The organism is Agrobacterium sp. YIC 4121 (assembly GCF_002008205.1).
GTDB classification, from domain to species: Bacteria; Pseudomonadota; Alphaproteobacteria; order Rhizobiales; family Rhizobiaceae; genus Agrobacterium; species Agrobacterium leguminum.
The window spans coordinates 39,257-51,814 of the sequence record NZ_MRDI01000016.1 but is presented as its reverse complement, the minus strand read 5'-3'; the positions used below and the strand labels follow the sequence as shown (position 1 = coordinate 51,814).

At 58.9% G+C, this 12,558-nt stretch carries 15 protein-coding genes and 1 pseudogene; 12 read left to right on the top strand and 4 right to left on the bottom strand.

The annotated features are described in order from the left end of the window. Positions 1-8: 8 nt before the first annotated feature. From BTE54_RS14810 to BTE54_RS14800, 3 genes are read left to right on the top strand one after another with little or no spacing between them, the layout of a single operon-like run. On the top strand, positions 9-791 hold the full coding sequence (locus BTE54_RS14810; RefSeq protein ID WP_078052970.1) for a TatD family hydrolase: 783 nt from the start codon (positions 9-11) through the stop codon (positions 789-791). 2 nt (positions 792-793) lie between these two features. Then, positions 794-1,618: an MBL fold metallo-hydrolase gene (locus BTE54_RS14805; RefSeq protein ID WP_078052969.1), complete on the top strand. Its 825-nt coding sequence runs from the start codon at positions 794-796 to the stop codon at positions 1,616-1,618. A 21-nt stretch (positions 1,619-1,639) separates the two neighbouring features. Then, positions 1,640-3,421 carry a chloride channel protein gene (locus BTE54_RS14800; RefSeq protein ID WP_078052968.1) on the top strand — a complete coding sequence of 594 codons (1,782 nt, stop codon included), beginning with the start codon at positions 1,640-1,642 and terminating at the stop codon, positions 3,419-3,421. A 2-nt stretch (positions 3,422-3,423) separates the two neighbouring features. On the opposite strand, the gene BTE54_RS25425 is transcribed toward BTE54_RS14800, so the two are convergent. Beyond that, a complete protein-coding gene (locus BTE54_RS25425; RefSeq protein WP_262927925.1) occupies positions 3,424-3,558 on the bottom strand; it encodes a hypothetical protein in 135 nt (44 codons plus the stop codon). A 275-nt stretch (positions 3,559-3,833) separates the two neighbouring features. Between BTE54_RS25425 and BTE54_RS14795 the strand changes: the two genes are divergently transcribed. The 6 genes from BTE54_RS14795 to BTE54_RS14770 all read left to right on the top strand — a co-directional run bounded on the left by BTE54_RS14795 (position 3,834) and on the right by BTE54_RS14770 (position 8,302). Continuing rightward, positions 3,834-4,187: a metalloregulator ArsR/SmtB family transcription factor gene (locus BTE54_RS14795; RefSeq protein ID WP_078052967.1), complete on the top strand. Its 354-nt coding sequence runs from the start codon at positions 3,834-3,836 to the stop codon at positions 4,185-4,187. A gap of 83 nt (positions 4,188-4,270) precedes the next feature. Beyond that, positions 4,271-4,798 (top strand): arsenate reductase ArsC, encoded by a 528-nt coding sequence (locus tag BTE54_RS14790; protein WP_078052966.1) that lies wholly within the window; start codon positions 4,271-4,273, stop codon positions 4,796-4,798. Further along, entirely contained in the window at positions 4,798-5,856 is a 1,059-nt protein-coding gene (gene arsB, locus BTE54_RS14785) for an ACR3 family arsenite efflux transporter (RefSeq protein WP_078052965.1), read from the top strand. The genes BTE54_RS14790 and arsB overlap by 1 nt, the downstream gene beginning before the upstream one ends. A gap of 2 nt (positions 5,857-5,858) precedes the next feature. Next, positions 5,859-6,281: an arsenate reductase (glutaredoxin) gene (gene arsC / locus BTE54_RS14780; protein ID WP_065655422.1), complete on the top strand. Its 423-nt coding sequence runs from the start codon at positions 5,859-5,861 to the stop codon at positions 6,279-6,281. Continuing rightward, positions 6,256-6,984 (top strand): arsenical resistance protein ArsH, encoded by a 729-nt coding sequence (arsH, locus tag BTE54_RS14775; RefSeq protein ID WP_245316616.1) that lies wholly within the window; start codon positions 6,256-6,258, stop codon positions 6,982-6,984. Before arsC ends, arsH begins: the two co-directional genes overlap by 26 nt. A gap of 568 nt (positions 6,985-7,552) precedes the next feature. Then, on the top strand, positions 7,553-8,302 hold the full coding sequence (locus BTE54_RS14770) for a DUF1062 domain-containing protein (RefSeq protein WP_198939150.1): 750 nt from the start codon (positions 7,553-7,555) through the stop codon (positions 8,300-8,302). A 72-nt stretch (positions 8,303-8,374) separates the two neighbouring features. Here the strand turns inward: BTE54_RS14770 and BTE54_RS14765 are convergent. Continuing rightward, a pseudogene (locus BTE54_RS14765) lies at positions 8,375-8,586 on the bottom strand (2,4-dihydroxyhept-2-ene-1,7-dioic acid aldolase); the annotation flags it as partial. Positions 8,587-8,614: 28 nt separating this feature from the next. Continuing rightward, complete coding sequence (locus BTE54_RS14760) at positions 8,615-9,826, bottom strand: MFS transporter (RefSeq protein WP_078052962.1); 1,212 nt, start codon at positions 9,824-9,826, stop codon at positions 8,615-8,617. Between the two features lie 245 nt (positions 9,827-10,071). Between BTE54_RS14760 and BTE54_RS14755 the strand changes: the two genes are divergently transcribed. After that, positions 10,072-10,728, top strand: a complete 657-nt coding sequence (locus tag BTE54_RS14755; protein WP_035217366.1) for a peroxiredoxin — start codon at positions 10,072-10,074, stop codon at positions 10,726-10,728. A gap of 54 nt (positions 10,729-10,782) precedes the next feature. Here the strand turns inward: BTE54_RS14755 and BTE54_RS14750 are convergent, their stop codons facing one another. After that, on the bottom strand, positions 10,783-11,235 hold the full coding sequence (locus tag BTE54_RS14750) for a DUF5680 domain-containing protein (protein WP_078053100.1): 453 nt from the start codon (positions 11,233-11,235) through the stop codon (positions 10,783-10,785). A 167-nt stretch (positions 11,236-11,402) separates the two neighbouring features. Between BTE54_RS14750 and BTE54_RS14745 the strand changes: the two genes are divergently transcribed. Next, positions 11,403-11,858 carry a YaiI/YqxD family protein gene (locus BTE54_RS14745; RefSeq protein ID WP_078052961.1) on the top strand — a complete coding sequence of 152 codons (456 nt, stop codon included), beginning with the start codon at positions 11,403-11,405 and terminating at the stop codon, positions 11,856-11,858. A gap of 25 nt (positions 11,859-11,883) precedes the next feature. Next, positions 11,884-12,543 (top strand): DUF1345 domain-containing protein, encoded by a 660-nt coding sequence (locus BTE54_RS14740; RefSeq protein WP_078053099.1) that lies wholly within the window; start codon positions 11,884-11,886, stop codon positions 12,541-12,543. The last annotated feature ends 15 nt before the right edge of the window (positions 12,544-12,558 follow it).

The following is a 12,558-nucleotide window of genomic DNA, read 5'->3' as shown; positions in this document are numbered from 1 at the left end:
CGAGACCCATGCTGATCGATACACATTGCCATCTGGATTTTCCCGATTTCGAGGCTGAGCGCGACGATATCATTGCCCGCGCCCATGCTTCTGGTGTGAGCCAGATGGTGACGATCTCGACCCGGGTGCGCCGGCTGCCCGAACTCTTGAAGATCACGGAAAAATATCCGTCGGTCTTCTGTTCGGTCGGCACGCATCCGAACAATGCCGATGAGGAACTGGATATTTCTGCCGATGAGCTCGTGCGGCTGGCGGAGAGCCATGACAAGATCGTGGCGATCGGCGAGGCGGGTCTGGATTATTTCTACGATACTCAGAAGCCGGAAGACCAGAAGACCGGCCTCATTCGCCACATCGAGGCAGCAAGACGAACGAAGCTGCCGCTTGTCATCCACAGCCGAAGCGCCGATGACGATATGGCCGCGATTTTGCGCGCCGAAAGCGACAAGGGACCATTCCCCTTCATTCTCCACTGCTTTTCCGCTGGTCCCGAGCTGGCGAAAACCGGTGTCGAGCTTGGCGGATATGTGTCCTTTTCCGGCATTCTGACCTTCCCTAAATCGCAGGACATCCGCGATATCGCCGCCTCCGTGCCGCTGGACCGGCTGCTGGTGGAAACGGATGCGCCCTATCTTGCGCCGAAGCGCTGGCGGGGAAAGCGCAACGAGCCGTCCTACGTGGTCAATACCGCTGAGGTTCTGGCCGATGTGCATGGCATTTCCTATGAGCGCATGGCCGAAATCACCACCGAAAACGCCTTCCGCTGCTTTTCCAAGATGACAAGGGTATAGGTGTGGCAATCTACCGTCGTCGCTTCACGGTTCTCGGTTGCGCGTCGTCGCCCGGCGTGCCGCGCATCAACGGCGACTGGGGCGCCTGCGACCCCGAAAACCCGAAGAACCGGCGCACGCGAACGGCCTTCATGGTGGAGCAGATCGGCCCGGATGGCGGCAGGACGACTGTTGTCATCGACACCGGTCCGGATTTTCGCGAACAGATGATCGCGGCCAAGGTGGAGGCGGTGGATGCTGTGCTTTACACCCATGCCCATGCCGACCATCTGCACGGTATCGACGATCTGCGCATCTATTTCGCCCTTCAGCAAAACCGCATTCCGATCTATGCCGATCCCATTACCATGGCGCGGATAAAGGACGGTTTCGCCTATTGCCTGGAGACCCCGCCGGGCAGCAGCTATCCGCCCATCGTCGAACCGCGGATCATCGCCGATATCGACGCGGCCTTGATCATCGATGGGGCAGGCGGGCCGATCCCGTTCAACGTGCACATGCAGCAGCATGGCGATGTGCATTCGCTGGGCTTCCGCATTGGTGACGTCGCCTATTGCACCGATGTCAGCGATTTTCCGGCAGAAAGCCTGCCGAAGCTTGCCGGTCTCGATGTCCTCGTCATCGACGCGCTGCAGCACCGGTATCACCCCAGCCATCTTTCACTGGAACAGGCGCTTGGCTGGATCGAGAGATTCGCACCCAAAAGGGCGATCTTGACCCACATGCATATTCCGCTCGATTATGAGACGGTGATGCGGGAAACGCCTGATCATGTCGAACCGGCCTATGATCAAATGCGTTTCGAGATCGAGATCGACGCAGCCTGACGCCGCCTGAAAAGGAACAGCATGTCGACCAAGCCTTTCCGTGCACCCAGTATGGCGAGCTTCTTCGACAATCTGCGCGCCAGTCGCCTGCGGGCGATGTTCCGGCGCGGCGAACTGGGACTGGTGCTCCTTGCCGTCTTCATCGGCATTGCGGCGGGCCTTCTGGTTGCGCTGATCGGCGCCTTGAGCACGGCGTTGCATCTGCTGGTTTTCGGCGTCGAGCGGCTGAGCAGCAGCGATCTTTCCGGACGGATCGTGCTTGTCGGCCCGATTATCGGCGGCATCGTGCTCGGGCTGATCATCTTCATCCTTTCGAAGACCCGCAAGAAACCCATGGTCGACCCCATCGAGGCGAATGCGCTGCATGGCGGCCGGCTGTCGCTGACGGACAGCATCATCGTCTGCGTGCAGAATATCGTCTCCAACGGTTTTGGCGCGTCCGTTGGGCTGGAGGCCGGTTACACACAGATCGCCAGCGGCGTCGCCTCGAAGATCGGCATCAAGCTGAAGCTGCGGCGAGGGGACATGCGTATCCTTGTCGGCTGCGGCGCTGCGGGCGCGATTGCTGCTGCCTTCAATGCGCCTCTGACCGGGGCGTTCTACGCCATCGAACTCATCATCGGCACCTATACAGTGGTGACGCTTGCGCCGCTCATCGTCTCGGCACTGGTGGCGACGACGGTCATAGGGATTATCGGCGGCCATGGTATCTCGATCGATATTGTCGATGCCAGCCGTGTAACACCGGCGGATTATGTGCCCGCCATCTTTCTCGGCGTCGTATGTGCGGCCATCGGCATCGTGCTGATGCAGGCGGTGTCCTTCATCGAAGAAACCGCACGCAAAAGCGCCATTCCGGGCTGGCTGCGTCCTGCCATCGGCGGCGTGGCGGTGGGCGGGCTCGCGCTGATTTCACCGCAGGTGCTGTCGAGCGGCCATGGTGCGCTGCATCTCAATATCGATGCCGAACTGACGATATACGGGGTGGCCGGGCTGTTCCTGCTGAAAGCGGCGGCGAGCGCCATTTCCATCGGCTCGAATTTCCGCGGCGGCCTGTTTTTCGCGTCGCTGTTCATGGGCTCGCTGCTCGGCAAGATTTTCGCGCTCTGCGCACCCTATATCGGCTATGGCTCGACAGCGCCTATCGTCTATGCCGTGATCGGCATGAGCGCCTTTGCCGCCGCCATTATCGGCGGTCCGCTGACGATGACGTTTCTGGCGCTGGAACTGACAGGCGACTTCCAGATCACGGCGCTGGTGCTTGCCGCCGTCATCACCACCTCGCTCGTGGTGCGCACTACCTTCGGTTACTCCTTCGCCACCTGGCGTTTTCACCTGCGGGGCGAGAGCATTCGCAGCGCCCATGATATTGGCTGGATCCGCGACCTGACGGTCGGCAGGATGATGCGCGCCGATATCCGCAAGGCCAATGTCAGCATGGGCCTCCCGGCCTTCAAGGAGAAGTTCCCGCTCGGTTCGACGCAACGGGTAATCATGACCCATGATGACGGGCGTTATGCGGGCATCGTCCTCGTGCCGGAAATTTACGCGGACCCGATGGATCGCGACCCCAGCAAGATCAGCCTCGAAACCTATCTGCAATACAAGAACGATGTGCTGCTGCCGACCATGAATGCCCGCCAGGCGGCGGCAGCCTTCGATGCGGCGGAGAGCGAAGCGCTGGTTGTCGTTAATGACAAGATCGAAAATCGCCCTGTCGGATTGCTCACCGAAAGCCATACGCTGAGGCGCTATAGCGAAGAACTGGACCTGAGACGCCGGGAGGCGTCTGGTGAGTTTTGAAATTACATTAGATTATCTGTGCCAATCTCGACGCCGAGCGCGCCGCCACCTGGATTGCCGCATTGATTGACGGTGTTTTCTCGCGCCTGGCGGTCGATCCCGATTTCCGGCCCCTGAAAGAGGCCGAGATGATGCATCTGATCATCGGCCGTTTCCTTTCGGCACGGCAATTCCAATGCAGCGGATGAAACCGGACGGTGTCCGACGCCGGCAACAGCTGGGGCATAGGCCCGTACCGAATAGTCCCCAAAAACCGGACTGCGGTCTCGAGAACGGTCGTCTCACGGCTTTACGACGCGAAGCTGGTTTAAGCGCTTGCAGGGGCAGGGCGAGGGGAATTCCTTCGCCCGGCCTGTCGACCATGACGATATCCGTCACTTGACACGCTCGTTATATCCATTATTCTAGATATATGGATAACAGTAGTGCAATAACCGCGCTTGGCGCGCTCGCCCAATCTACCCGCCTGGAGACCTTCCGGCTTCTCGTGCGCCACGAGCCGGATGGCATTCCGGCCGGTGAGCTCGCGCGTCTTGTCGACGTTCCCCAGAACACGATGTCGGCGCATCTCGCCACGCTTTCCCGGGCCGGTCTGGTCAAAAGTGAGCGGCAGAGCCGGTCTATCATCTATCGCGCCGATCTTGACGGGTTGCGCCTGCTGACCCTGTTTTTGCTGAAGGATTGCTGCGGTGGTTCGACCGAGCTTTGCGCGCCTTTGATTGCCGAGCTGACACCCTGCTGCAGCCCGCAGGTAAAGCCGTCATGAGCGCCGCCGGGCTGGTGTCCACCACTTCTTCTGCTTCGATCGCCGGGCTTGCGAGACCACCGATCTAACCACGGAACGAAACCATGACCGACAAGATCTATAACGTGCTCTTTTTGTGCACGGGCAATTCCGCTCGCTCCATTCTTGCCGAATCCATTCTCGCCAAGGAAGGTGAGGGGAGGTTCAATGCCTATTCGGCCGGCAGCCAGCCGAAGGGAGAGGTAAATCCTCACGCCCTGAAGGAACTCGCGGTACTGGGGTATCCCACCAGCGGCTTCACCTCGAAAAGCTGGGACGTGTTTGCCGGGCCGGATGCGCCCCGGATGGATTTCATCTTCACTGTGTGCGACAGCGCCGCCGGCGAAGCCTGTCCGGTCTGGATCGGCCATCCGATGACGGCCCATTGGGGGATAGAGGATCCCGCCGCTGCGGTCGGCTCGGAGATCGAGGTTCAGCGCGCTTTCGCGCAGGCTGCGCGTTTCCTCAAGAACAGGATTGCGGCTTTCGTCAGCCTGCCCCTGCAATCCATCGATCGAATGGCGCTGGAAACGCAGCTTCGGCAGATCGGTGCATTGGATGGAACCACCAATCCTGAAGGAAAGTCGGCCTGATGTCTGCCTTCGAACGATATCTGACCGTCTGGGTGTTTCTGTGCATCGTCGCCGGTGTCGCGCTCGGTCATTTGATGCCCGGCGTCTTTCAGCTCATCGCTGCGGCCGAGATCGCCAAAGTGAATATTCCGGTCGCGATCCTGATCTGGCTGATGATCATTCCGATGCTGCTCAAGATCGATTTCCGCTCTCTTTCGCAGGTCGGCATGTTCTGGCGCGGCATCGGCGTGACGTTGTTCATCAACTGGGCCGTCAAGCCGTTCTCGATGGCGCTGCTAGGCTGGTTTTTCATCGGCTGGCTGTTCCGCCCTTATCTTCCGGCTGGTGAGATCGATTCCTATGTTGCCGGGTTGATCATCCTTGCCGCTGCTCCATGCACCGCCATGGTCTTCGTCTGGAGCAACCTTACACGAGGCGAGCCGCTGTTTACGCTGTCGCAGGTCGCGCTCAACGATGCGATCATGGTCGTGGCCTTTGCTCCCGTGGTCGGCCTGCTGCTCGGCCTTTCCGCCATTACCGTGCCCTGGGATACGCTTGTTCTCTCCGTTGCGCTCTATATTGTCGTTCCGGTCATCCTTGCGCAGCTGATCAGGCATCGGCTCATGACTGACGGAACCTCACGGATGCTGGATTGCGTTCTCGCAAAGCTGCAGCCGGTTTCTCTGACGGCGCTGCTCGCGACACTCATTCTTCTCTTCGCCTTCCAGGGCGAGCAAATCATCGCCCAGCCGGCCATCATCGGCCTGCTCGCCATTCCCATCCTCATCCAGGTCTATCTGAATTCGGGGCTTGCCTACCTCCTGAACCGCATGACGGGTGAGCGCCATTGCGTCGCCGGGCCTTCCGCACTCATTGGCGCCAGCAACTTCTTCGAGCTCGCGGTCGCGGCCGCCATCAGCCTGTTCGGCTTTCAGTCAGGTGCGGCGCTGGCAACCGTTGTCGGCGTCCTCATCGAAGTTCCGGTCATGCTTTCGGTCGTCTGGATCGTGAACCGCTCGAAGGGCTGGTATGAGGCCGCACCCGCCGTTTCCCGAACGATAATGACCGAAAGGCAGTGACCATGGACATCACCATCTATCACAACCCGTCCTGCGGGACGTCGCGCAACACGCTGGCGCTGATCCGCGCGGCAGGGATCGAGCCGACCGTGATCGAATATCTGCGGGAACCGCCGACACGCGAGAATCTCGCAAGAATGATTGCGGATGCTGGCCTGACGGTGCGCGAGGCCATGCGCGAGAAGGGGACACCTTATGCCCAGCTCGGTCTCGACAATCCGGACCTGAATGACGACCAGTTGCTCGATGCGATGATGCAAACGCCGATCCTCATCAATCGCCCCTTTGTCGTAACACCGCTCGGCACCAGGCTCGCCCGTCCTTCAGAGGTCGTGCTGGATATTCTGCCGGACGCTTTCAAAGGGCCATTCTTCAAGGAGGATGGCGAGCAGGTTCTCGATAATGAAGGAAAGCGCATTGTCTGACAGGTTTCCCGCGTTGCAGGCGCATCACCTGCACAGCATTGACCCGGCGGCTCTGCGTCCGGCGTTTTCGACCCATAAACCACGCATCCTGATCCTTTATGGCTCGCTGCGCGAGGTGTCCTATAGCCGTCTGCTGGCGTTCGAGGCTGGGCGGCTGCTCGAACGGCTCGGTTGCGAGGTTCGAGTATTCGATCCGAAGGGCCTGCCTTTACCCGATGAAGCGCCAGCCAGCCATGCCAAGGTGCAGGAACTGCGTGAACTTTCAGAATGGTCGGAAGGACAGGTCTGGGTAAGCCCGGAACGTCATGGCGCAATGACCGGCATCATGAAGTCGCAGATCGACTGGATTCCTCTTGCAATCGGTTCTTTACGGCCGACACAGGGCAAGACGCTCGCCGTCATGGAAGTGTCCGGCGGCAGCCAGTCCTTCAACGCCGTGAACCAGATGCGAATTCTCGGCCGATGGATGCGGATGATCACCATTCCCAACCAGTCCTCGGTGGCAAGGGCGTATCAGGAGTTCGACGCGGAAGGCCGGATGAAGCCGTCATCCTATTATGACCGTGTCGTGGATGTCTGTGAGGAACTGGTAAAATTCACGCTGCTGACGCGTGACGCTTCCAGATATCTCACAGATAGATATAGCGAACGCAAAGAGTTGGCAGATGAACTTGAGAAACGTGTTTCGCTAAAATCAATCTGACAGGGTGAGTTCAGTTCAACGCTTCGTGCTTTTCAATTCCGGAACCATATGATCAGTTCGATTGTGGTGGGAAAAGATATTCACGGGCTTTCGAGGTGTTGAAACGGCCATGGCTTGATCGCGCGGCGACATTGAATCCGGAATTACATCATCGAATAAGTTCCATAATCTATCTTATGCGATTATGTTTCTAGATTGAAACCGTCCCCCTTAAGGATGTTTGCCTGGCGTATAGTCACCGGTATCTTCCGTTTCCGACAGCCGCTAACAGGCGCAAAATCCGTCCGTCGACGTCGTTCGAACCGGGAAGAATGGGCGGGTCACCTGACGTTGCATAAAAGTCGCATCGTAACGGCTTTCGGCCTTTTCGCTGCACTTGATGACTCTGCTTCGGAACGATCGTTTGTTATTGTCGCCACCGAAGAGCATTGGCGCATCGAGGTAGACTTTGCCTAAGTAAATACCGGTCTCAATCCAGTTTCACCCGTATTGCGGATAGCCGCAGGCTGTCTGCGTATGATCATGTTCATCGGGTGGTGGCAAGAGACCGGTCTGGCATTGTTACAATGTGCCCTGCACAGCGCCGCTGTCTCAGCTCTTCACCACCCCAGAACACCGCCATGCCGTTCCCGTAAGGGTTTGCTCCTGCACCATCTCGGTGGACTTCCAAATGGAAGACCAAGAGACTATGTGCAATTTACTTCGGGTCCAATGGACCATTACACCACGAACGGCGCCCCAGCCCTGGCTTGCATGCAGCGGATGCGGTGGCCTGAGGGCATTTCAGGCCAGCGGCAAGATCCGGCTCAATGCCAATGGCCGCAAGCTGGATGCGTGGCTTATCTATAGATGCCTGATGTGCGACAAGAGCTGGAACAGGCCGATTTTCGAGCGGGAGAATGTCCGGGACATCAGCCCTGCCGTCCTCGAAGCGTTGCAGTCCAACGATCCGCAATGGATAAGGGCGGAGGCATTCAACCTCGAAGCCTTGAGACGTAAATCCCAGCGCGTCGACGAGTTTCCGGAATTCGATATCGCGAAACAGATACGGGATGACACTCCCGACTGGGCCATGGCGGAGATCGATCTCATGGTTCCGCTTCAGGCCGGTATACGCCTTGATCGTCTGCTGGCGTCTGAACTCGGGCTTTCGCGGTCGATGCTGCAGAAGCTTCAGGATGACGGTTCTCTTCGGGCGCAGTCCGAACGTTCCGATCTTTTGCGGCGGCGGGTTAAAAACGGCACCCGGATTGTGATCGCGCGCTGCGGCGGCTTCGATCCGGTGCATTTGTGGAAACCCGTCACGGCGGATTTCTAACGGCATGGCAAGGGCCTGAAGGTTCAGGCCCTCGCTTGCGGCGTCGTTAAACCGAAGAACCCCTGCTCCGCCTCAGGCGAGCGCCTCCTTCACCGCGGCGAGACCGCGGCGCAGGAACGGATCGGAATGGATGTAGAAGAATTGCACGCCACGCTTCCGCCAGTGCGGCATTTCTTCCAATGTCGCGAGCGTCCCCACGATTTTTCCGGCTGCGCGTATCTTGTCGACAGCAATGGCGACCTTCTGCATCACCACCTCCGGCGCGGCTCGCCGAATGGCGGCGCGGAACGTCGTCGTATTTTCGGTAGAGGCTCAGGCGGCGGCGCGCTTTCGACGGGATACCCAGATCAACACCGGCAATGCGGTAAAAGAGAGTGCTGCGCCCGCCAGGAAGGTGCCGAAGGAACCATGGAGGTCCCACAGCAAGCCAGCGATGACATTGCCGACCAGCACCGCCAGACCCGTCATCAGATTGAAGACGCCGAAGGCCGTTCCCTTGAGATGCGGCGGCGCCGTTTCCGCAATCAGGGCTGCGAGCAGCCCCTGCGACAGGCCCATATGCAGCCCCCATAGAAGAATGCCGAACAGGAACAGCGGAATGGAATTGGCAAAAGCGAGCGTCAGATAGGAGGCCACCAGCACGACCATGCTCGCCGCGATAATCCCTGAGCGGCCGATCCTGTCCGAAAGCCGGCCGGCGGGATAGGCTGTCAGGCCATAGACGGCATGCATGATGACCATCGTGATCGGTATCCATGCCGGCCGGAAGCCTGCCTCTTCGGATTTCAGCAACAGGAATGCTTCGCTGAAACGGGCGAAGGTCAGGAGCGACGCCGCGATGATGACGATCCAGACCGCCCGATTGAGTTTCGCAAAATCGGCGAGCCGGAATGGCTTTTCGGCTTTCGGTCTTGCGGGCGCATCCGGTTCCGTCACACCGGCGATGAGAATGAACACCGCAAGGAAAGCGGGAATGACCGCGATCCAGAAAATGGCGAGTACATTTTCGCTGAGCGCGAACATCAGCCCGATGGCCGCCAGCGGCCCGAGGAAGCCGCCGACCGTATCGAGCGACTTTCTAAGCCCGAATGCGGCGCCACGAATTTCAGGCGGCGTCACATCGGCAATAAGGGCATCGCGCGGCGTTCCGCGAATGCCCTTTCCGACCCGGTCCACCGCCTTGGCGGCGACGATCCAGCCAAGCGAGGTGGCAAAGGGAAAAGCGAGTTTCGAGATTGCGCCGAGACCGTATCCAAGCACGGCGAGCATTTTCCGCCGCCTCGTCCAGTCCGCGATAATCCCGGAAAACAGCTTGGTCGTGGTGGCGATGGCAACCGACATTCCCTCGATGAAACCGACAGTGACCGCGGAAGCGCCGAGACCGGAAACGAGATAATAGGGCAGCAGCGTCTGCACCATTTCCGAAGAAATATCCATCAGAAGGCTAACGATGCCGAGCACCCAGACCGTCGCTGGAATGCGTGCCCGAACCGTCGCTGAAACAGGCGCAGAAGAAGTCGTCATGATGGCCCCCCGATCGTCTCTGGAATAATCATGTCCTCCTGAAACAATCAACCGGGCCGATATCGCGCAACCGCGACAAACAGGGGAAATCAGGGCCATCAAATCTCTGTGGGGCTGAAGCAAATACCGCCGAAGCCCGATGAAAGGGCTGGCCATTTCATGCAAAAACTCTAAGCTCCAGCGCCGGACACGGATTGCCGAGAACCATCAGTTTTCAGTTCAAATCATTAGGGAGAAAACATCAGATGAGCCTGCGTATCAACGACATAGCACCAGACTTCACCGCCGAGACCACCCATGGTCCGGTGAGCTTTCACGACTGGATCGGCGACGGCTGGGCGGTCCTGTTTTCGCATCCGAAGAACTTCACCCCCGTCTGCACGACGGAACTCGGCGCGATGGGTGGCCTGCAGCCGGAATTCGAAAAGCGTGGCGTCAAGATCATCGGTATTTCGGTCGATCCGGTCGAAAGCCATGAAAAATGGAAGAACGATATTCGCACCGCGACCGGTTTCAACGTCGATTATCCGCTGATCGGCGACAAGGACCTGAAGGTAGCAAAGCTTTACGACATGCTGCCGGCCGGCGCTGGCGACAGTTCCGAAGGCCGCACGCCTGCCGATAACGCCACCGTGCGCTCCGTCTTCGTCATCGGTCCCGACAAGAAGATCAAGCTGGTCCTCACCTACCCCATGACCACCGGACGCAACTTCGAGGAAATTCTTCGCGCGATCGATTCCATCCAGCTCACCTCCAAACATCAGGTGGCGACACCGGCCAACTGGAAGCAGGGTGAAGATGTCATCATCACCGCCGCCGTTTCCAATGAAGATGCGATTGCCCGTTTCGGCTCCTACGACACGGTTCTTCCCTATCTGCGCAAGACCAAGCAGCCCGGCTGATTTGAAGCCTATGATGGGGCGGTGAAACATCATCGTCCCATCCCGCCGCATCTCTCATGGCTTTATGATCCCGCCGTGATAATCAAGCCGGTACGTCTCGACATGGCCTCGGTAAATGCGCTCGATCCCGGTGAAGGACCGGAATTCACCTTCATTCGTATCGACATAGACCAGATTTTCCACCGGGTTGGTGAAGCCGCCAAGGAACCGGCCCTGACGATAGAGCGTGGAAAGCGACCGCTGAATGACCATGCCAGCCGTGGGGCCGTCGATCATGTCGGGCCGAAGGATGCGACCGTAATAACTCATCGCCCACACCGCCGTTCCCTGATGCCAGACAACCTCCTGGCCGATGAAATCGGCTCCCCCGAAATAGCTGTCGATATAGTGCAAGTCGCCGCTCTGATACCCGAGATCGTGCGATCCCTTGCGGGTGGGCGTCGCGGATTTGCTGCCGCCGCCGACATAGGTGGCGGACTTCGCCTGCACGATGAACTCTTCCAGCATGGGAAACCTTTCGGGATAAGAACATAAAGGGAACATATGCGATTTTCAGGGTGGTCGCAAGTGCCGCCCCTACCCGGCATCGACCCCGCATTTCAGCAATGATAGGCTTGGTAATCGCGGCATTTACGCTTAGAAGCGTGACAGGAATTATCTCAAAAAGAGTACTCATGCCGCAAAACCCGCAAATCTATGTCGATGCCGATGCCTGCCCCGTGAAGCCGGAGATTCTCAAGGTGGCGGAGCGGCATGGGCTGGAAGTGACCTTCGTTGCCAATTCCGGTCTGCGCCCGTCGCGCGATCCCATGGTGAAAAACGTCATCGTATCGGCCGGTTTCGACGCGGCGGACGACTGGATCGCCGATCATGCGGCCGAAAACGACATTGTCATCACCGCCGATGTGCCGCTGGCCGGCCGCTGCGTCGCCAAGGGTGCGCTGGTGACCGGGCCGACGGGCCGCGTTTTTGACCAGGCGAATATCGGGATGGCGACGGCGATGCGCGATCTTGGCGCGCATCTGCGCGAAACCGGTGAAAGCAAGGGATATAATGCGGCTTTTTCACCGCGTGACCGCTCCGCCTTTCTGGAGACGCTTGACCGTTTCTGCCGCCGTGTCAAAAAATGACGGCGCCAACGGAAAGGTGCCGCTCATGACCCCGGCCAATATGAAAAGCAACAGCTATCGCCGCCATCAACCTTTCGTCGTTGCCTTTTTGGTCGGTGCCGTGAGCCTTGGCCTGGCGCTGGTTTTTGCGCCGCCGCTGGCGATCGAGATCGCGGCCGTTCTGTTCTTCCTGACCTATCTCACCCTGATTGCCTTTCGCCTGTCGGGCCTGACGGCGCAGCACCTTAAGGCCCATGCCGATAGCGACGATCTGCCTGCGGTCGCTATCATCGCCGTTACGCTGCTAGCCGTTGCCGTCGCGGTGGTATCGCTGTTTCAGGCTCTCAACCATACGGGCGAGACTATCTGGACGCTGCTCATCGCCTTCGCGTCGGTTATCTTCGGCTGGCTGACCATCCACACCATGACCGCCCTGCATTACGCCCATCTTTACTGGCGGCCCGCCATGGTGGACGGCAAACGCCAGCATCGCGGCGGCATGGATTTTCCGGGCACGAAGGAACCCTGCGGTTACGACTTTCTTTATTTCGCCGTGGTGATCGGCATGACGGCGCAGACGTCGGATGTGGGGATAACCACGACCGCCATGCGCAAGGTCACGCTGCTGCACTCCATCGTTTCTTTCTTCTTCAATACGGTTCTTGTGGCGGCGGCGGTCAATGCAGCCGTTTCGCTTGCAGGCTGAACCGCAAAATTTCAC